Source organism: Mucilaginibacter sp., assembly GCF_028288105.1.
GTDB lineage: Bacteria > Bacteroidota > Bacteroidia > Sphingobacteriales > Sphingobacteriaceae > Mucilaginibacter.
Genome location: NZ_JAQBOI010000134.1, coordinates 1 through 20,290 on the forward strand (window position 1 = coordinate 1; position 20,290 = coordinate 20,290).

Genomic DNA, 20,290 nt, shown 5'->3' on the forward strand with positions numbered 1-20,290 from the left:
TCAACAGGATTTTAAATATTAGTATAAATCATGTAAGGATGCCGGACGCTAATTCTTTTAAACATAATTGCGTCTTAGCGTCTTTGCGTGAAATTTAAGAATTACATTTATTACAGGAATATTACACAATGAGGTGCAGAAAGTACCCATATTAGCATAACGAAAACTAACAAAAACCAAAAAACATGATACCAGTAAAAGGATACGCGGCACAAGACCCGCAAACAGACCTTGCACCATGGAATTTTGAGCGCCGCGAAGTTGGCCCTTATGATGTGCAATTTGAAATACTATTTTGTGGTGTTTGCCACTCCGATCTGCACCAGATAAAGAACGACTGGTTCCCTGGGATCTTCCCGATGGTGCCCGGTCATGAAATTGTTGGCCGTGTTACCAAAGTAGGCGACCACGTAAAAAACTTTAAAGTTGGCGATTTGGCCGGTACAGGCTGTATGGTTGATTCTTGCCAGGTTTGCGAAAACTGTAAGAAGGACCTGGAGCAATACTGCCTTGACGGAGGAAGTACACAAACTTATAACAGCTACGAGCGCGATGGCAAAACACCAACTTATGGTGGCTACAGCAACACTATTGTGGTTAGGGAAGAGTTTGTATTGCACATTTCAGATAAGCTTGACCTTGCCGCTACCGCGCCGTTATTATGCGCAGGTATCACTACCTACTCGCCACTTAGGCACTGGAAAGTTGCAAGGGCCACAAACTGGCTGTTTTAGGCTTAGGCGGCCTTGGCCACATGGCTGTTAAATTTGGTGTTGCTTTTGGCGCCGAGGTTACTGTATTAAGTACTTCCCCTAAAAAAGAAGAAGATGCTAAAAGATTAGGTGCTCATCACTTTGTGGTTACCAGTGATCCTGAACAAATAAAAGCAGCAACCGGTACGTTCGATTTTATATTGGATACGGTATCTGCCGAGCACGATTTTAACATGTATCTAAGCCTGTTAAGGACTGACGGTACCATGATCTGCGTGGGCGTGCCATCTGAACCGGCAAAAGTAGCCGCATTCAGTTTATTAGGCGGCCGTAAAAGTTTGGCTGGTTCTGGTATAGGCGGTATTGCCGAAACTCAGGAAATGCTTGATTTCTGCGCCGAAAACAATATCGTTTCAGATATAGAAATGATAGATATTAAAGATATCACCAAATCATACGAGCGTATGGAGAAAGGCGATGTGCGTTACCGTTTTGTTATTGATATAGCAACGCTGTAAGAAGGAATAACTTAATATTAAGGCGGGTAACCTGTGAAGGGTTATCCGCCTTTTTTATGCGTCGAATATTTATATTTTTGCACCAAGTACCTAAGCCATATAACATTTAAAACCCAAATCTCGTTTAAAGAATACCTAAAATTAATGTACCTCCTTACTTACAGAAAAGGGTGGACTATTTATGTGTCTATAATAGGTATTGTTATGTTTATCGGTGGTATTCTTACCTTAATGCATGTTTCTGATTTTGAATCAGATCCCACATTCGCGCTTATGTTTGGGTCGTTCGTGATATTTGTGTTGCCAATTTCTATTTACTTTTCTGCTAAAAAGAATTTCACCTCAAATAAGAGATTGCAGGGGGAGATTGAATACGAATTTACCGACGACAAAATGATGGTTAGGGGGAATAGTTTCAGTTCTGAGTTAGGTTTAAACGAAACCTTTAAAATTGAAGAACTAAAGCAATGGTTCCTGATCTATCAGAGTAAGCAAACCGCTAATTTTATATCTAAGGCCAATTTAAGCGAGCAAGAACTTATTGAATTGCGGGATATTTAGTGGGCTTTCAGGCGTAAAAGTTAAATTAAAACGATAGCCACCACTCTCCAAAATTCCCAGTTATTATCCCCTGTATATCTCGCATTTATAACAACATGGCTTAAATGATTGGTTTTAAGGGTATTGTTAAGTATCACTATTGCATAATAATATTTACATTACCTAAATATTATTATGCAACCTAAAAACACTAAAGCATTATTACTAACCATTTTACTTACCTCGTTAATTGCCGGTACCCTGGATGGCCTGGCTGCGGTTTTTATACTGGCTAAGGGGCAGGCAGCTATGGTATTTAAATATATTGCCAGCGCGGTATATGGCAAGCAAGCTTTTGCAGGCGGTTCGGAGATGATTTGGACGGGGGTGGCCCTTCATTATTTAATAGCTGCCATATTTACCGTGCTGTTTTTCATTTTATATGATCTTGTCCCGGTAATAAGAAAAAGGGCGTTTTTGGTTGCCATTATTTACGGCATTTTTGTGTGGGTGGTTATGAACTTGCTTGTATTACCGTTGACACAGGTTGCCAATACTATTACCCTTACAGGGGCAATAAAAAATATACTGATACTGATAATTTGTATAGCATTGCCCATTGTTTTAATGCGGCATAGGTACGGGCAAGCAAAAAGTTCTGTATAGGAACCGGGCTTTATTTTCGCCTGTTATTCCGCGCCATAAAACTTAATACTGAATATGCTGTAGTGTTATATATGCGTTACAACCCGTTGCTTTTAGTTTTAGCAGTTCTCATTTTTTCTTGTAAAGATCGCAAACCCACTTATATAATTACAGGAAAAGGCGATACCGTAATTGTAGCAAAGCAAGACACCCTGCCGCCACCCGAACCGGATAGCGCCGGTTATTTCACTAAAATTGAAACAGGCAGTACCACACCAGCCGAATTGGTTGCATTTGCCAATAGCTTAAAAGGCATTCCCTATAAATATGCCTCTACCGATCCTACAGAGGGCTTTGATTGTTCCGGATTTATAACATTTGTGTTTAATCATTTTAAGATCCCGGTACCCAGGCGTTCGGTCGATTTTACGTTTATGAACAAGCAAATAAACCTGCAAAATGCCAAAACCGGCGATCTGATACTTTTTACAGGTACCGATAGTACGGAAAGAGTGGTGGGGCATATGGGGATAATCATAGCTTCGCCGGGCCAGCCGCTATCATTTGTGCATTCCACATCGGGCAAGGCCGACGGTGTCACCGAAACGCCTTTTAATTCTTACTACAAAAGTCGTTATATGAAAACCATTCGCATATTTCCGCAGAACGATCATTAAAGTTTAGCCTATGATCGGTGTTATCATCATAGCTGTTCGGAAGAGTAGAGTTTGGGCTAAAGCCCGCTTTCTGGTTTCTCTATCCGTCCCATAAATGGGACGGCAATGAATGAGAAATTGTAAAAATAACTTGCATTTATCATTGCCGTTGGCTTTAGCCAACGGATCACAAACAAAACTTATAAGGCTTTAGCCAAAATTCGGAGTTTAGGCGTTATTTTGAATCTTCCGAACACCTATGGTGTTATCACTACATCACCTTACGGTAATGTTGTAAAATCATAAAAAGGCAATTCTTCATGCTCGTCTATAAAGGCCATATGATCTTTTAATTCCTCAAAAGCATTAGGGAACTTTTTATCGTTGATGGTAACAACAACCAGGCCTTGCGGGGCTATGCTGCCATATTTTGCTTTAGCCACGTCATTATCCGGGAAATCAATGGCCGACATCCATTGTGGGTCGAGGTATTTAATTGCGTTTAAGGTATCTATCTGAAATTCCTTTTCGTTTGACACGATGATCCAATAAGGCGATTTGCCAGTATCGGTTGTTTTTTGATTTTTAGTCACTAAACCTTTATCCACGCTGGCCATAGCCAAAACCGACTTTTGTGCAAATGTAGGGATGCTCAAAAAGGTAAGTATAGCGAGTAGTAATAGATTCTTTTTCATAGTGATTTTATAGATGCCTTGTATGTTACAAATAGCAAGCCAAAACTTATTATGCAACGCTGTGTATCATGGAATAGTACATACGGTTCAAAACTATAAATTGTTACATGCCATGTGTCACTGTATTTTGAGAAACCCTATCTTTTAGTGATATTGCTATTCAAGATAGACCTATGAAAACAGAAAAAGAAAAAATGTTATCAGGCGAGTATTATATCGCCACCGATGAAACCCTGGCGCAGGAAAGGCAACACTGCAAACAGTTGCTAAAGCAGCTGAATATTGATGAGTATGTAGTATCTGACCGTACCGATGCCATCTTGCTGCAGCTTATACCCAACGCGCCAAAAAGTCTCTATATAGAACCGCCCTTCCATTGCGATTATGGCTACAATATCACCTGCGGCGAAAATGTATATTTCAATGTAAACTGTGTTGTGCTTGATGTTATGGAAGTTAAGCTGGGTAATAACGTGTTCTGCGCACCCGGCGTACAAATTTACACCGCTACACATCCCTTAGACGCGGTTTTACGCCGCAGCAGGGAAAACGCCAAACCCGTTATTATTGGCGATGATTGTTGGATAGGGGGCGGTGCGGTGATCTGCCCGGGGGTAACCATAGGCAACCGTTGCGTAATAGGCGCGGGGGCAGTGGTCACTAAAAATATACCGGATGATTCGCTTGCTGTGGGTAACCCGGCGGTAGTTATCAGGAAGCTGGAAAAAAGCGAATGATAAGTCTGTAAGCACTTGGTCACAAACCTGTTACACAGATTTATAATATGTAATTGTAACTCATAAGTTAATTCCTTAATATTATGTTTTTGCAGGGCGAATGCATAAGCTAATCTCCGGAAAAAAATTACTGACTAAATTAATTATATGAACAAAACTTTAAAATGTGCATTATTAGCACAATCCATTCTGGTGATGGCACTAACTGCCGGCGCCCAAACAGTACAACCCAAGCTGATTGAGAAGGTAGCCAGGAAGGGTACAGAACTGGTTATACCCTACGAAAAGTATGTGCTCCCAAACGGGTTGACCATAATTTTGGCTGAAGACCACTCTGATCCCCTGGTACATGTGGATATAACTTACCACGTTGGTTCGGCCCGCGAGGAGATCGGTAAATCGGGCTTCGCCCACTTCTTTGAGCATATGATGTTTCAGGGAAGCGATCACGTTGCCAATGGCGACCACTTCAAAATTATAACCGAAGCTGGTGGTACCCTAAACGGTTCAACAAACCGCGACCGCACCAACTATTACGAAACTGTTCCGGCCAATCAACTGGAAAAAATGCTTTGGCTGGAAAGCGACCGTATGGGCTTTTTGCTTGATGCGGTTACCCAACAAAAATTTGAGGTGCAGCGTGCTACAGTAAAGAATGAGCGCGGCCAAAATTACGATAACCGCCCTTACGGTTTGGCCAGCGAATACACCTCTAAAAACCTTTATCCATATGGGCATCCATATTCATGGTTAACCATTGGCTATATCGAAGAATTGAATAAAGTAGGTGTAAACGATCTTAAAAACTTCTTTTTAAGATGGTATGGCCCAAATAACGCCACTATTACAATAGGCGGCGATCTTAATCCTAAGCAAACATTGGCGTGGGTAAGTAAGTATTTCGGCAGCATACCACGCGGGCCGGTTGTTAAAAATGCTTCATTCCCGGCACCGGTTTTAACGGCGGATCGTTACGTGTCATATACGGATAACTATGCTAAGCTTCCATTATTATCTGTCACATATCCGGGTGTTAAGGTTTACGACAAAGATATGTCGGCCTTAGATGCATTGTCAGAGATAATTGGCCAGGGCCGTAACTCTATATTTTACAAGAATTTTGTAAAAACGCGTAAGGCAGCACAGGCATCCATGAGTTCGTCAAATACAGAGTTGGCCGGCGAGATCACCATGCGAGTGGTTCCGTTCCCAGGGCAAACTTTAGCCGATGCTAAAAAGCTGATAGACGAGTCATTGGCCGAGTTTGAAAAGACAGGTGTAACTGACGACGCACTGGTACGTTTTAAAGCAAGTGCCGAGGCAAATGCTATCAATGGTTTATCAAGCGTTAGCGGTAAAGTATCTGAGCTGGCACAGTCGCAATATTTAACAGGCAATCCTAATCAAATTGGCCGCGAACTGGCCGATATACGGGCGATAACCAAAGAGGATGTAATGCGTGTTTATAACAAATACATAAAAGGTAAGCCCGCCGTTATATTAAGCGTATTGCCAAAAGGTGGCACCATTACAGCTGCTGCACCCGATAACTACACCGTAAATACTGCAAATTACAAAGCCCCTGATTACGGATACAACGGCTTAACCTACAAAAAAGCGACAGATAATTTTGACCGCGCGGCTAAACCTGGCATAGGTGCAAACCCGGCTATTAAGGTTCCGGCTATATGGACTGGTACCACGCCAAATGGTATCAAAATGATAGGTACTCAAAATACCGAGATCCCATCAGTATCTATCTCTATGTCTATAAAAGGCGGCGGTTTATACGCGATTAATAATCCTGCAAAGGCAGGTTTAGCCGGCGTTGTGGCCCGTATGATGAACGAGGAAACAAAAAGTTTTACTGCAGAGGAGTTTAACTCCGAGCTGGATAAACTGGGTAGTAACATCAGCGTATTTGCAGGCAGCGAGGAAATATTCATTAGTGTTTCGTCATTAACTAAAAACCTGCCAAAAACAATGACTTTGCTGCAAGAGAAATTGTTTAATCCAAAATTTACACAGGATGCTTTAGACCGGATCAAAAAGCAAACTATTGAGGGCCTTAAGCAAGCTAAAACACAGCCTGCCGGTGTGGCATCAACGGTGTACAGTAAATTACTTTACGGAACCGATAACGTGCGTACCTATTCAACAGGTGGTAACGAAGAAACGGTAGCTGCAATTACCCTGCAGGATGTTCAGGATTATTATGATAATTACTTTACACCATCGCAAACACAAATTGTTGTTGTGGGCGATGTTAACGAAGGTACTGCAAAAGGCAACCTGGCTTTCCTTAATGCCTGGAAAGATAAAACAGTAACCATCCCAACACCTGCAGAAGGGAAAACCTTTGATAAAACAACTTTATACCTGGTTGATATCCCGGGCGCTGCACAGTCAGAGATAAGGATAGGATACCTTGATAAACTGAACTACGATGCAACCGGCGATTACTATAAATTAGGTATAGCTAACTATATTTTAGGCGGTGCGTTCAACAGCCACATTAACCTTAACCTGCGCGAAAAAAGGGGCTGGACCTACGGTGCACGTTCCGGCTTTAGCTCGGGCAAATACGGTGGCGATTTTACTGCCTCTGCCGGCGTGCTGGCTACTGCAACCGATAGCTCGGTATATGAGTTTATTAAAGAGATAAAAGATTATCAAAAAGCAGGCATTACCGCTGACGAGTTAAAGTTCACGCAAACATCAATAGGCCAAAGCGATGCCCGCAAGTATGAAACTAATGGACAGAAAGCAGCGTTCCTATCGCGCATACAGGAGTATAATTTGAAACCTACTTATGCCGATGAGCAGAACAAGATCTTATCAACCATTACCCCGGCCGAGCTTAACCAGCTATCGGCAAAATACCTGAATACCGATAACATGATCATATTGGTTGTGGGCGATAAGGCACGCATCCTGCCCGGTCTGCAAAAATTAGGTTATCCAATTATTGAGGTAGACAGCGATGGTAAACCCAAACAATAATTACTGAACAGCGTAAAAGCAAAAGCCCTTTTAACATTCGTTAAAAGGGCTTTTTGTATTGAAATATCTTACTTAATAATTCTTAATGAACGGTACGCTGGCCGATCTGTATTCGGGCTTTTTTAATTGCAGCCTAAGTGCTTTAAAACTTTGCGTGGGCCCTTCAGATGCAAACAAATTGGTGAGCCATGCGGGTATGGCGCCACCCGGATCGAGCTGTATGGTATACTCTACCTTAACCTCGTTTTTACTTAGCGGGAAGATAAGCCATTTACTTAACGAGCTTTTTACTCTTACAATACCATCCCTTTCGGGTACCATTGTTGGCGCTACCGGGCCATGCATAGTTACCACTTTGGTGTTTTCATCTTGGGTGGTTATCAGGTGTGCCACAAAGTCGCGGTTTTGGGCGGGCCAGGGTAGGTTTATTTCAGAATAATAAAAAAGTTCGGAAGGGGACACTTGTTTAACCAGGCGGATAGATTTAGTATGATAGATCCACTCGGGGCGTGTTTTAAGATCAAGCAGCGTAGCTACCATCTGCGTTAGCGTAGATTGGTAATTGCACTCTATCCTTAAGGCTTTAAATTTTGAATTTGCAACAGTGCTGGTGTATATTTTAATACCATCTTTATCGCTTTTCAGCGCCCAGTTGTATTGGGCCGACGCGGTTAACGATGTGGTGATAAGCAGCAGTACAAAGAAAAGTAGTTTATTGAACATAAAGCAGCAAAAATTACCCGACAAATCTAATTATCCCGGGTAAACTGCGTGTCATAGGTTCAACACAAATTAAAATTCTTAGGCGGTAGCTACTAACTTGCTTGTGCTGCGATAAACAAACTCATTATAAATGTGCCTGCGCGCAAACCTACCCGGCGAATCGGCATTTACCAATTTAACGTAAACCGCTCTTGGTACATCAAAGTACTCATAAGAGTTACCGTCGGTAAAATCAACACGCAACACCTGCGATTTGTATTCAAAATCAACAATAGCCGCGGTTGTGGTTGTTGTAGTGTACTCGGCTAATGATTGTGCACGGGTTTCTGGCGCAATACTCACTAAAAAGTGATAAGCTTCAATAATGGTCTTACTTTTTTCCTCGGCTTCCAGCTTACTTTCTTCGCTCTCCTGAAATTTATCAGGGTGCCAGGCTTTCATTAAACCACGGTAAGTAGATTTAAGTTCCTGCAATTCGGTAGCTTCGGCAACACCTAAAAGTTTTCTGTAATCGACAATTTTTTTCATTGTATTAATAGTGTAATGTTATTGTCTTGTGAAAACTTTATTCAAAGAAAATAATTTTGCAAAGGTACGCTTTCTGCACCAGGTGGCGATGCTTAATTTAAAAATTAAAATAATGGTTGTAGAAGTGCTAAAAAGGATTTAATTTGTACGATAGATTTATCATAATAATATAATTTGACAAATATTCAGGCAGATGTAGAGGCTATAGGTCGTATAGACGCGGTAACATCAATATTAGAAGTAATTTGCCGTACCACCGGGATGGGTTTTGCTGCTGTTGCACGCGTTACCGATGATAAATGGGTTGCCTGCGCTGTTCGCGATGAAATAAAATTTGGACTGGAGCCAGGCGGTGAATTGGTATTGGAAACTACCATTTGTAATGAAATACGCCAGCATCACAACCCTGTTGTGATAGACCATGTTGCCCACGACGAGCTTTTTGCTAATCACCATACGCCGGCTATGTATGGCTTTCAAAGCTATATATCTATACCTATTACGCTTAAGAACGGCAATTTTTTTGGTACGCTTTGCGCTATAGACCCTAACCCGGCTTTGTTGAATAATGCCAAAACTATTGGCATGTTCAATCTTTTTGCCGATCTGATATCTTTTCACCTGGATGCTGCTGATAAACTGGCCATAACAGAATCGCAACTTTTAGAAGAGAAAAAAACTTCTGAATTGCGCGACCAGTTCATTGCTATTTTAGGGCACGATTTACGTAACCCGGTAGGGGCCGTACTAAATGTTGCCCAAATGTTATTACGCATGCCGCTTGATGACCGGATAAAACGGTTGGCCAACATACTGCAGGATTCGTCCTATCGGATGAAAGCATTAATTGAGAATATTCTGGATTTTGCGCGTGGCCGCCTTGGCGAGGGCATTGTATTAGAACGCAATGCTAATGAGCCCATTGAAAAAATATTAAGCCAGGTAATAATTGAATTGGGTATTATATGGCCCGATAAAACCATTGAAGCATGGTTCGATTTAAACTCGGCTGTTGATTGTGATGGTAAACGCATAGCCCAGTTGCTTTCTAATTTATTAGGAAACGCACTCACACACGGTAAAAAAGACGAGCCGGTAAAAGTTGAGGCGTTTTGCCAAAATAATGAGTTTATTATATCGGTAACAAACGCCGGCAAGCAAATTCCCGATGCTATACGCGACAGGCTTTTTCAGCCGTTTTATCGCGGCGAGGTTACTCCAAAACAGCAGGGGCTTGGTCTTGGCCTTTCTATAGCCGCAGAAATTGCACGTGCCCATGATGGTACCCTGGGGGTAGACTCTGGCAAGCAGGAAACTAAGTTTACTTTTAAAATGCCCTTAAGTAAAGGGTAATTTATAGCCATCAGTAATAGTGATAATATATCGCACCCTTTAATGAGGTGATCAACTGTTAAATTAATGTTTCTTATAAGTGAGCATTCTTATAAGTGGTAATAATAAGGTATATTTCGAAATGAAATTTTTTAATAATAGGATAATTTAGAGGGCTTATTAAATAATGGGAAATCTGGAAGATCCGTATATAAAACTTGCCCAATACGAGGAAAAAGAGAAGGAAATGCAACGCCGGTTAGATGAACTGACCGATTTTGTTGAGAATGGATTGACCCCATTGCATTGGGTAGATGGTGAGGGTATTATTAAATGGGTTAACCAGGCCGAACTGGATCTATTAGGTTATACAAAAGAAGAGTACTTAGAACAACCTGTAAGTAATTTTCATGCAGATGAAAATGTTATAAATAATATTTTAAGCCGTTTAACACAAAACGAAACACTGCAAAATTTTCCGGCAAGGCTTAAGTGTAAAGATGGCAGTATAAAGCATGTGCTGATAAACTCCAATGTTTTAATAAAAGATGGCCAGTTTATACATACCAGGTGCTTTACCAGGGATATTACAGGAATTAAAGATGAGCAGGCACAAAAAGAAAAACTGTTAATTGAACTGGAACAAAGCGAAGCAAGGCTAAGAATGGTAGTGGCCTCGGTAAACTTAGGCACGTGGGATTATGAACCTAAAATAGATAAGCTAACATGGTCTGACGAGTGCAAAAAAATATACGGTTTGCCTTTGGATAGCCAGGTAAACTTTAAAATGTATGCAGAACAGATCCATCCGGAGGATAGGGAACGGGTATTAGCGCATATTCAAAGCGTTATGATGTTCGGCTCTTCCGGCGAGTATGATATTACCCTGCGCATTATTCGGTTTGATGATAACAGCACCCGATGGGTGAGGGCCCAGGGTAAGGTGTATTTTAATACAGATGAGCAGGTAGAACGTTTTATAGGTACGGTAGTAGATATAACAGAAAGCAGGCTAGCGGAAGAAAAAAGCGCGAAACTGGCCGCCATAGTTGAATCATCTGATGATGCTATTATCAGTAAAACACTGGAGGGTATAATTACCAGTTGGAATGACTCGGCAGAGCGTACGTTTGGTTATACATCTGCTGAAATTGTAGGGCAGTCTATTTTAAAACTTATCCCGGATGACAGGCAGGAAGAAGAGCCTATGATACTATCCCGCTTAAGGGGTGGCGAGCGGGTAGAGCATTTTGAAACGGTACGCATCACTAAAGACAGAAAACTATTGAATGTTTCTTTAACTATTTCGCCGGTTAGGGATGCCCAGGGCAATATTATAGGTTTATCAAAAATAGCCCGTGATATTACCGAGAAAAAGCAGGAAGAACTCCGGAAAAATGATTTTATAGCAATGGTAAGCCACGAGCTAAAAACACCGTTAACAGCCGTAAGATCATATATACAAATATTGCTGGCAAAAGAGAAAAAAGAGGGCGATAGTTTTAAGATAAACGCCTTAACCAGGGCCGAAGTACAAACCAGAAAAATGACCACGATGATACATGATTTTTTGAGCCTGTCGCGGTTAGAAGAAGGAAAAATACAACTGCATAAAGAATTATTTGGGCTACATACAATAATTGAAGAAATTGCTGGTGATGCACAATTTTTAACAACAAACCATACCGTTAGGTTACAAGATTGTGAAAATGTTGTAATTTATGCCGATAAGGATAAGATAGGGCAGGTGTTGATGAACCTGTTAAGTAATGCAATAAAATATTCACCTAAAGGCGGTATAATTATTATTGGATGCGAAAAGGGCGAAGGCAAAGTAAAGATCTTTGTAAAAGACCATGGGGTTGGCATAAGCCCGGCAGATCAAAAAAAATTATTTGGTAAATTTTACCGTGTAAAAAACGAAAAGATAAAAACTGTATCAGGGTTTGGCATAGGGCTTTATCTTGTTTCAGAAATTTTGCGTTATCATCATAGCAAAATTGAAGTAGAGAGCCGTGAAAACGAAGGTTCGACCTTTTATTTTGAGCTTGATATGCAATAAATATATTATTCCTGTATGGGTATAGTGAACCAGAAGGTGCTGCCTATACCTGCTTCGCTTATTACGCCTATTTTGCCGCCATGGCGCTCTACAATTTCGGCACTGATATATAAACCCAGGCCCAAGCCGGAGTACTGCAGGCCGGTAGAATCTACCCGGTAATAGCGCTCGAACAGATGGGGTATTTTATCCTGCGAAATTCCGTCACCAAAATCCTGTACAGCTATTTTAGCAGATTTGTTTCGCTTGGTTATATCTACAATTATCTTCTTTGATTGTGGGGCATATTTCACAGCATTGTTTACCAGGTTAACTATTATCTGTTCTATTTTACTACGATCGGCAAAAACCTCCAGGCCTGTATCGCCACTCAATATCAGTTCATGATCACCGGCAAGGCGTAAATGATCGCAGCTATCATTTACCATTTCGTCAATTTTAAAATGAGTTTTATTGAGCGCCAGCTGGCCTGCGGTTATTTTTGATACGTTTAGTAAGCTTTCTACCAGGTGCTGCATTTTGGCTAAGCTGGTATTTGCCTTGTCAATAAAGGCAGATACTTTTTCGGGGTTATTGTTTGTTTTAATCAGCTTATCCAATATTTGTATAGATGCTTTTAGCGATGTCATGGGCGTTTTAAGCTCGTGGCTGGCTACACTTATAAAATCGTCTTTTTGTTGTTGCAGCCGCTTAAATTCTGTAATATCTAAGATGGTACCTAGCATACGTACCGGTGTATTATTGTTATCATGATAAAGTTTAGCCTGCGCACGTATCCAACGGATGGAATCATCGGGGTGTATTACCCGGGCCTCGTAAAACAGGTTGCCGCTTTTAAGGGCCATTTCATGTGCCAGCATACGGTGCTGGCGATCATCAACATGAATAACATTTGCAAGCTTCTTTCTTGATACTTCACCATCAAAACCAAAAATTGCATTGAACCTGGCCGATGTAACCATTTTATCGGTGGTCAAATCTAAGTCGAATGTGCCTATTTCGGCGGCCTCAATGGCCAGTCTGCCACGTTCTTCGGCATCCTCAATACTACGGCGGGCAATAACCTTATCGGTAACTTCAATGCCAATAACCATAATTGTATTTATAGTACCGTCAAAATGCCGTACAGGTTCATATACAAAATCAATAAACACTGTTTCGGGCTTACCGTCGCGAATCAATATAACTTCGTGTTCACTGGCAGAAAATGATACTCCGGAATGGATAACATTATTCATAACAGGCGCATATGCTGCTGCTGCTTCGGGTATGGCATCCCAAATGGTACGGTTCTCCATTTCCTTACGCTTTTTGCCCACCAGCTTCAGGTACGAATCATTTACAACCTCTATCATCAGATCTTCGGCCCTAATAATGCATATGCCTACAGGTGCCTGCCTAACCATGTTATACAATATCATTTCGCTTTCCTCAACCGCTTGTTTGGCCCGCTCCAACTCGGTAACATCGGTATTAAAAGCAGCTACCCCATACACCTTTCCATCGCCATTGTACATGGGCTGATAGGTAAATTTATAGTAAAAGGTTTGCAGTTTTCCGCCTATCAGCAGATCAACACGTTCGTTATTGCTGTAAAAAGGTTTGCCGGTACGGTACACACTTTGCAGATAGCCAAGAAAAGGCTGGTCTTCCAGCTCGGGCAATGCTTCAAAAAATGGTTTGCCTATTACGGATGAATCCCTATCCCAGGCTTTAAGCGTAGCGTTATTGGCTACGGAGATGATCATATCATCGCCGGTACATACATAAACAGGAAAGGGCGATATTTCAACAATATCGCGAAATGTGCTTTCTATAGGATCCAACTGTGTAAAAGTGTTTTACAGATTAAATAATTATCTCATAACAAAAATAAAAAACTTTCCCATACATGGAATAGCTATGACATTAATTAATAACACCCAAAACATAAATTGCCAGGCTTGGTTTTAACAAAAGCAAAATAATGTAAACTCCTTACGTTCAATATTGTTATATAAGCGGCAGCGGTATAGCTGCTCTTTAATATCGGTTACGTAATTGCCGGTATTAAAAGTAAAGATTTGTTAATATGAATGTTTTCACCGTAAAAAGCGACGTGCGTGGTTTGTCTGTTGGCTTTATAATAAAAGCGTTGGGCACTGACCGTTTCATAGCCGAAACAATAACAGGAACTGCCAGCCCAATTATTATATCCAAAAAAGATAATAAATGGCAATTGGAGAGGCCAGGGTCGCCGTGCCTGGAGCCTGACGACGTAGATGCGCTTGGGCTGGCTATTGAAAAGGAGATAAGCCAATGAAACAGGTAAAAACAAGCAAAAAAAATAAAGAGGTAAACATTGAAGCTTTGCCTGATAAAAACACGCTAAAGCAGGCCGAACAAAACGCACAGAACTCAGATAATTCAAACGAAGCAGCCATAGCAGCTGAGTTAAAAAACAGGGGAAACGATAACACTAAAAATTAAATGCCATGAAAATAGGAGTGAAAGATCCAACTACAGGGGCATTATTGTACTTGCAGGTAAAGCCCGAGAATATTAATGGTTTACATGGTTTTCGTATAATGCATGAAAATGGTTCAAGCTTTTTGGTCATAAACCGCCTGGGCAAGTGGCAATCTGCAGATGACCACCGTGTTGATGCAGAATTTCTGGTAAATATTGGCCTTGCGCTTGAAGGCGAACAGATACAGGAGCAGATTGTGCAGAATAAATATCAATAACAACTTTCCAAAACATTTAGGGGCAAAATGCATTGTTAGGTGTAAATACTAATAACAATACGATAACGTATGGTTGTTAATTACTTAACCTTGATCAAAGCATAATATATTGAAGTTTTTACCACGCCAGTTTATAGTAGCGCTTGTAATAGTTTTGTTATTAGCCCCTGCCTTTGTTTATTCCCAAACCGCGCAAGATGCCGAAAAACTTATTGTAGATAGCGTACCAAAGCCCAAAAGGCAACGCACATCATTTTTTGGCCCCACCCCGCCAGATACTAAACGTTTTGGGCGTGCTGCCGCCGAGTGGGGCCTGGCACAGGCAATACCTTTTAGTTATAACAGGTTTGTAGCCAATGCAATTTATTCGAGGGTAACCGGCGCAACAATAACCCGCAATTTAAACCCGGGGAGTTGGCAGTGGGACAAGGACATATTTAGAACCAACCAGTTTGGCCACCCATACCAGGGCAGCCTTTACTTTAGCTCGTTTCGCTCAAACGGTTACAGTTTCTGGCAATCGGCACCGGCTGCATTAGCCGGAAGCTACGTATGGGAAACCTTTGGAGAAAATGAACACCCATCGCCTAATGATTTTATTAATACCAGCTTTGGCGGTATAGTGCTGGGCGAGATGAGCTACCGGTTGTCAAGCAAAATTGTGAATAACCGCCACCGGGGTTTTGGCAGGCAATTGGAAGAAATAACCGCTTTTTTAGCTAACCCCATGAATGGCCTTAACCGCCTGCTTGATGGTAGGTGGGGCAAGGTTTATGGCAACCCAAAAGACCGCGACTCATCGCAGGTATCGGCAGAGTTTGACCTGGGCGCCCGCGCTTTTAACAGTATTACCGGTACAGTTGGTACCAAGGGCAAAACAGGCATATTCGGCAGGGCTAAACTAATGTATGGTAACCGCTATAAGGATTATCGCACACCGTTTAGTAATATTTATATCAATATAGAAATGGGAAGGGATGATAGCTCTATGGTGAACCTGCTTAGCGTGTATGGTTCGCTGGCGGGCTGGGAGTTGCGCTCTAACCGCGACCTTAAGCACCTGGTCATCCTGTCGGCAAATTACGATTACATTAGTAACGAGGCATTTTTTTATGGGGGGCAAAGTGTTAAGGCAAACCTTTTCTCGACGTATGATGTGAGCAAAAAATTCACCTTTAACACCAATATTGGTTTTGGCCCGGTACTATTGGCCGCGGTGCCCAATACCTATAATTCCAATGGCCGTAATTACGATTATACCTCGGGCTTTGGTATAAATGGCGGGGCTGGTTTGAAATTCGCCGAACGTTTTTTTGCGAGTATTGATTATCGCGGGGGATGGCTCTATACAGTAAACGGCAATAAATCTCATTACTTTTTACATACTGTAACCAGCGAGATAAGGTATGCGTTTTCCAAATCCCTTTCACTGGCCGCCGAGCCGGGCTATTTCTTTTTACGCGGCAAGTATGACGAGCATCCAGATGTTAATAAGCGCTACCCATATCTGCGTGTATCCACACGTTACAGTGTGGATTTTTAAGACATCCAAATTAATACTTATCTTAGTTGGGTATAAATTACCCCTGCGATGAAAAAGATATTCCTATTTGCGCTGCTTGGCATTTTAGCGGCAGGTGCAAAAGCCCAAGGTACAACCCAATACAATAAAGCTTTAGCAGACTCGCTTGGCGCCGATGAATACGGTATGAAAATGTATGTTCTGGTGATCCTTAAAACAGGCGAAAACAAAACAACCGATAAGACTACAATTGATAGTTTGTTTAAAGGGCATATGGCTAATATTGGCCGTTTAGCTGCTAATGGCAAACTGGTAGTAGCCGGCCCTATTGGTAAAAACGACAAAAATTACCGGGGTATATTTATCTTCAATGCCAAAACTGTTGAGGAAGCCAAAGGGTTATTAGCTACCGATCCGGCCGTTAAATCAAAACTATTAGATGCCGAATTATACCCTTGGTACGGCTCGGCCGCGCTGCCTGTTTACCTGGAAACGCATAAAAAAATAGAGAAGACCTCTCACTAACTTTTGCGCGACGGTTTACAAACTCTTAAATATTCCCCGCTTGCTGTGAGGTAGGAAGCAATGACGCGTTGTATTATATTGTGTTTATATCCCGTAATGTTCTATCACATCATCGGGCACTTTTACCCCACGGCCGGTTGTCATATCTATCATTACATAATCGAAGTAACCATCGCAGCAAACCTTATTGGTGGCTTTGTTTGTTAGGGTGAACTTTACCCGGCAACCTTTATCGTTTATGGTTTCTATGCCTGTTTTAACAATGAAGTAGTCGCCCATGGTAAGGGCTCGTTTATAATTTACATGGGCGGTGCTTATCACCCAGCCAAAACCGCGCTCCATAAATTTCTCCATAGCCATGCCGTAACAGCGTTCCATCTGGTCGTAACGGGCAGCCAATACATAATCAAAATACTTGCTGTTATGCACATGCTGAAACATGTCTATATCATCGGGGCGTACGCGCAGTTCGGTTTCAAAGGTGGAGTAGGGCATGGGGTTGAAAGTTAAAATTCAAAAGTAAAAGTTAAAATCGATTATTATGTTTTAATTCTCACAGCTAAAAGCAATAAAAATGCATCACATCTCAGCGTCTTTACGAGAAAAGATATCCAACCAATATTAAAAGATAAATACTTCCGTTATTAAGCTCAACAACCAATAATAACTATCACCAATCACAATTATGAAACACTTTCCACTATTGCTTATGCTGCTTAGTTTATCAAGCTGCAGAACGGCAACATCACAAACAAATTTTAACGGCGATATGGAACAGCTTACTGCTGATAAAAGTAGGGCGGCGGGGTGGAGGACCTCATCTCAGCCCGAGCAACTAAAGGCATATCCTGTTAAGGTTGATAGTGTGGTTAAGCAAGAAGGCAAATATTCCCTGTCTATTGAAAAAATAGCCGACGACGCGCAATTTGGTGTGATTAATTTTATTATCCCAAAAACATTTAAAGGGAATAAAGTTGAACTGAGAGGATATATAAAAACGCAGGATGTAAGAGATGGCTATGCCGGCATTTGGATGCGGATTGATGGCACTACAGCATTTGATAATATGCAAGCCCGCGGGATTAAAGGTACTACCGATTGGCAGGAATACATAATTGAATTACCCTATGATGAGGGCAAGGCTACAAACATAAACGCGGGTGCACTACTTGTAGGTGCAGGGAAAATATGGGTAGATAACCTAAAATTATTTATTGATGGAAAGCCTATAGAAAAGGCCACCGTAATACAAAAAAAGCTTACCGGGGCGCAGGCAGATACGGCGTTCCTTTCGGGATCAAAAATAGATACTGTTGTTTTAAATAAACAACAGTTAACTAATTTGACGGCTTTAGGGCAGCTGTGGGGATTTATAAAATATTATCACCCCGGGATTATTAAAGGTGGTTTTAATATGGATGCGCAGCTATTCAGAGTAATGCCCGCTGTATTAAAAGCAAAAAACAACGCCGAGTTAAGCAACACGCTTGAGGAATGGTTTGATAAATTTGGCGCTGTACAAAAGTGCGACGATTGCACACCTTATAATGGCGATGATATAAAGCTATCTCCATCGTACGGAATGTTGTTTACAGGCAATGTGTTGAATAAAACATTAACAGGAAAGCTGCATAGTATTTTATATAAAAATACCTTCACCGACAGCTACTACATAACTATGGAGCCCGGAGTAGGCAACCCGCGGTTTACTAACGAACTTGCTTACGTAGGTATGAAATACCCGGATGCCGGTTATAGGTTGCTTTCGCTATACAGGTATTGGAACATGATACAATACTTTTTTCCGTATAAGTATTTAATTGGTGAGGACTGGAATAATGTACTTGCAGACTGTATTCCCAAGTTTGCGGATGCTAAAAACGCAACCGAGTACACCCTTAACAGCCTTGCGTTAATAGCACGCGTACACGATACCCATGCTAACATCTGGGGTAATAATACTACTCTAAATAATTACAGAGGCAAAAATACTGTACCTCTTAAAGCAGAATTTATAGAAGATAAGCTGGTGGTAGCCAGCTATTATAATGATACCCTAAAGGTAAAACAACTGGTTAAACCGGGCGATGTAATTGAAAGCATTAACGGCCAGTCGGTATCCGCCCTTGTGAAAAAATATCTGCCTTATACCCCAGCATCAAACTATTCAACACAGTTAAGGGACTTGCCTTTTGCTAATTTATTAAGAGGGAATACGGCAGAATTTCAATTGGGCATCCTGCGCAATGGCAAAGCAAAAAAGATAATAGTACCGTCGATGCCTTTCAACAAAGTAAATTACAGTGGAGAGCAAGCTAAGAAAGGGTTTTACCTTTTAGATAATAACATAGGTTACCTGTACCCGGGTAAGTACCATAACAGCGACCTGCCTGAAATAAAACAGCTTTTTAATAACACAAAGGGGATTGTTATTGATATGCGGTGCTATCCGTCGGAATTTATGCCTTATACATTTGGCCCTTATATTAAAACCAATATGTCGGCTTTTGTGAAATTCAGTAGCGGTAGTATTTATCTGCCCGGCTTATTCACCTATAATATGCCGGTAACCATACCACCGGCAATCGAACCCTATACAGGCATGATAGTAGTTATTGTAAATGAGCAATCGCAAAGCCAGGCAGAGTATACAACCATGGCGTTTCAAAGTTCGCCCAACGTTACTGTAATTGGTAGCCAAACAGCCGGGGCAGATGGTAATGTATCAGCTATTACTTTACCGGGTGGTATATCAACCATGATATCGGGTATCGGTATTTATTACCCTGATGGTACCGAAACACAGCGTAAAGGTGTTAAAATTGATCTGGTTATTAAACCAACAATTGCAGGTATAAAAGCAGGTAAGGATGAGTTATTGGATAAGGCGAAAGAGATAATATTGAGTGGTAAAAAATAAAGAAGGGAAGGACGAAAGACAAAGGGGGCACAAGCTTCCGCGTTAGGGATAGGAGCGGATACCGGCCTGTGGCTAATGCCTGTGCAGTATAAGCGCATAGCCCGGGCCGCAGGCAACGCCCTTGGACAGTTGGCAGTTATTAGTTGGCAGTTGGCAGCTCACGCCTTTGCATGAGATACTTGCCGCTTTGCTAACACACCCCTAACCCCTCTCAAGAGGGGAATGGCTCAATTAGAGAATATTCTTAAACCAATGTTTTTTTCCACTTGCCCTTCTTAAACAAGATATAAGCGGCTACGCTCAGTCCAACTTCGGCAACCGGGATAGAAATAAAGACACCGGTTGGCCCCATTTCAAAATACTTGGCCAATAAATAAGCAAAAGGGATCTGGAATAACCAGAACGTAAATAAATTTATTTTGGTAGGTGTCCAGGTATCTCCGGC

Annotated in this window: 18 protein-coding genes and 2 pseudogenes; 14 read left to right on the top strand and 6 right to left on the bottom strand. The window is 41.5% G+C overall.

What is annotated here, in order from left to right:
* Nucleotides 1–185 precede the first annotated feature (185 nt).
* The 4 genes and pseudogenes from JWQ85_RS09205 to JWQ85_RS09220 all read left to right on the top strand — a co-directional run bounded on the left by JWQ85_RS09205 (nucleotide 186) and on the right by JWQ85_RS09220 (nucleotide 3,093).
* Nucleotides 186–1,231: pseudogene (locus JWQ85_RS09205) on the top strand (NAD(P)-dependent alcohol dehydrogenase).
* 144 nt (nucleotides 1,232–1,375) lie between these two features.
* Nucleotides 1,376–1,792: a YcxB family protein gene (locus JWQ85_RS09210; protein ID WP_299467173.1), complete on the top strand. Its 417-nt coding sequence runs from the start codon at nucleotides 1,376–1,378 to the stop codon at nucleotides 1,790–1,792.
* A gap of 174 nt (nucleotides 1,793–1,966) precedes the next feature.
* A complete protein-coding gene (locus JWQ85_RS09215) occupies nucleotides 1,967–2,437 on the top strand; it encodes a hypothetical protein (protein WP_299467175.1) in 471 nt (156 codons plus the stop codon).
* Between the two features lie 71 nt (nucleotides 2,438–2,508).
* A complete protein-coding gene (locus JWQ85_RS09220) occupies nucleotides 2,509–3,093 on the top strand; it encodes an NlpC/P60 family protein (RefSeq protein ID WP_299467177.1) in 585 nt (194 codons plus the stop codon).
* 260 nt (nucleotides 3,094–3,353) lie between these two features.
* Here the strand turns inward: JWQ85_RS09220 and JWQ85_RS09225 are convergent, their stop codons facing one another.
* Nucleotides 3,354–3,767 carry a hypothetical protein gene (locus JWQ85_RS09225; RefSeq protein WP_299467179.1) on the bottom strand — a complete coding sequence of 138 codons (414 nt, stop codon included), beginning with the start codon at nucleotides 3,765–3,767 and terminating at the stop codon, nucleotides 3,354–3,356.
* A gap of 173 nt (nucleotides 3,768–3,940) precedes the next feature.
* Here JWQ85_RS09225 and JWQ85_RS09230 point away from each other — a divergent pair, with 173 nt between their 5' ends.
* Both JWQ85_RS09230 and JWQ85_RS09235 read left to right on the top strand, forming a co-directional pair.
* The gene (locus JWQ85_RS09230) at nucleotides 3,941–4,504 is read left to right on the top strand and encodes a sugar O-acetyltransferase (protein WP_299467181.1); all 564 of its coding nucleotides are present in this window, start codon (nucleotides 3,941–3,943) and stop codon (nucleotides 4,502–4,504) included.
* A 147-nt stretch (nucleotides 4,505–4,651) separates the two neighbouring features.
* On the top strand, nucleotides 4,652–7,507 hold the full coding sequence (locus tag JWQ85_RS09235; protein ID WP_299467183.1) for a pitrilysin family protein: 2,856 nt from the start codon (nucleotides 4,652–4,654) through the stop codon (nucleotides 7,505–7,507).
* A 72-nt stretch (nucleotides 7,508–7,579) separates the two neighbouring features.
* Here JWQ85_RS09235 and JWQ85_RS09240 read toward each other — a convergent pair whose 3' ends face one another.
* Nucleotides 7,580–8,230 carry an START domain-containing protein gene (locus JWQ85_RS09240; protein WP_299467185.1) on the bottom strand — a complete coding sequence of 217 codons (651 nt, stop codon included), beginning with the start codon at nucleotides 8,228–8,230 and terminating at the stop codon, nucleotides 7,580–7,582.
* Nucleotides 8,231–8,308: 78 nt separating this feature from the next.
* Nucleotides 8,309–8,758: a KTSC domain-containing protein gene (locus JWQ85_RS09245; protein WP_299467187.1), complete on the bottom strand. Its 450-nt coding sequence runs from the start codon at nucleotides 8,756–8,758 to the stop codon at nucleotides 8,309–8,311.
* 174 nt (nucleotides 8,759–8,932) lie between these two features.
* Between JWQ85_RS09245 and JWQ85_RS09250 the strand changes: the two genes are divergently transcribed.
* Nucleotides 8,933–10,111, top strand: a complete 1,179-nt coding sequence (locus tag JWQ85_RS09250; RefSeq protein ID WP_299467189.1) for a GAF domain-containing sensor histidine kinase — start codon at nucleotides 8,933–8,935, stop codon at nucleotides 10,109–10,111.
* A 166-nt stretch (nucleotides 10,112–10,277) separates the two neighbouring features.
* On the top strand, nucleotides 10,278–12,152 hold the full coding sequence (locus JWQ85_RS09255) for a PAS domain S-box protein (protein WP_299467191.1): 1,875 nt from the start codon (nucleotides 10,278–10,280) through the stop codon (nucleotides 12,150–12,152).
* A gap of 5 nt (nucleotides 12,153–12,157) precedes the next feature.
* Here JWQ85_RS09255 and JWQ85_RS09260 read toward each other — a convergent pair whose 3' ends face one another.
* The gene (locus JWQ85_RS09260) at nucleotides 12,158–13,978 is read right to left on the bottom strand and encodes an ATP-binding protein (protein WP_299467193.1); all 1,821 of its coding nucleotides are present in this window, start codon (nucleotides 13,976–13,978) and stop codon (nucleotides 12,158–12,160) included.
* 245 nt (nucleotides 13,979–14,223) lie between these two features.
* On the opposite strand from JWQ85_RS09260, the gene JWQ85_RS09265 reads away from it, so the two are divergent.
* The 5 genes from JWQ85_RS09265 (at nucleotide 14,224) to JWQ85_RS09285 (ending at nucleotide 16,925) form a co-directional block, all read left to right on the top strand.
* A complete protein-coding gene (locus JWQ85_RS09265) occupies nucleotides 14,224–14,454 on the top strand; it encodes a hypothetical protein (protein WP_299467195.1) in 231 nt (76 codons plus the stop codon).
* Nucleotides 14,451–14,621, top strand: coding sequence for a hypothetical protein (locus tag JWQ85_RS09270; RefSeq protein ID WP_299467197.1), 171 nt, complete (start codon nucleotides 14,451–14,453; stop codon nucleotides 14,619–14,621). The genes JWQ85_RS09265 and JWQ85_RS09270 overlap by 4 nt, the downstream gene beginning before the upstream one ends.
* Nucleotides 14,622–14,626: 5 nt before the next feature.
* A complete protein-coding gene (locus JWQ85_RS09275; protein ID WP_299467199.1) occupies nucleotides 14,627–14,878 on the top strand; it encodes a hypothetical protein in 252 nt (83 codons plus the stop codon).
* Between the two features lie 109 nt (nucleotides 14,879–14,987).
* Entirely contained in the window at nucleotides 14,988–16,421 is a 1,434-nt protein-coding gene (locus JWQ85_RS09280) for a DUF3943 domain-containing protein (protein WP_299467201.1), read from the top strand.
* A gap of 48 nt (nucleotides 16,422–16,469) precedes the next feature.
* Nucleotides 16,470–16,925: a YciI family protein gene (locus JWQ85_RS09285; RefSeq protein ID WP_299467203.1), complete on the top strand. Its 456-nt coding sequence runs from the start codon at nucleotides 16,470–16,472 to the stop codon at nucleotides 16,923–16,925.
* Nucleotides 16,926–17,009: 84 nt separating this feature from the next.
* Here JWQ85_RS09285 and JWQ85_RS09290 read toward each other — a convergent pair whose 3' ends face one another.
* The gene (locus tag JWQ85_RS09290; protein WP_299467205.1) at nucleotides 17,010–17,420 is read right to left on the bottom strand and encodes a thioesterase family protein; all 411 of its coding nucleotides are present in this window, start codon (nucleotides 17,418–17,420) and stop codon (nucleotides 17,010–17,012) included.
* A 190-nt stretch (nucleotides 17,421–17,610) separates the two neighbouring features.
* On the opposite strand from JWQ85_RS09290, the gene JWQ85_RS09295 reads away from it, so the two are divergent.
* Nucleotides 17,611–19,845: a S41 family peptidase gene (locus JWQ85_RS09295; protein WP_299467206.1), complete on the top strand. Its 2,235-nt coding sequence runs from the start codon at nucleotides 17,611–17,613 to the stop codon at nucleotides 19,843–19,845.
* Between the two features lie 244 nt (nucleotides 19,846–20,089).
* On the opposite strand, the pseudogene JWQ85_RS09300 reads toward JWQ85_RS09295, so the two are convergent.
* A pseudogene (locus JWQ85_RS09300) lies at nucleotides 20,090–20,290 on the bottom strand (MATE family efflux transporter); the annotation flags it as partial.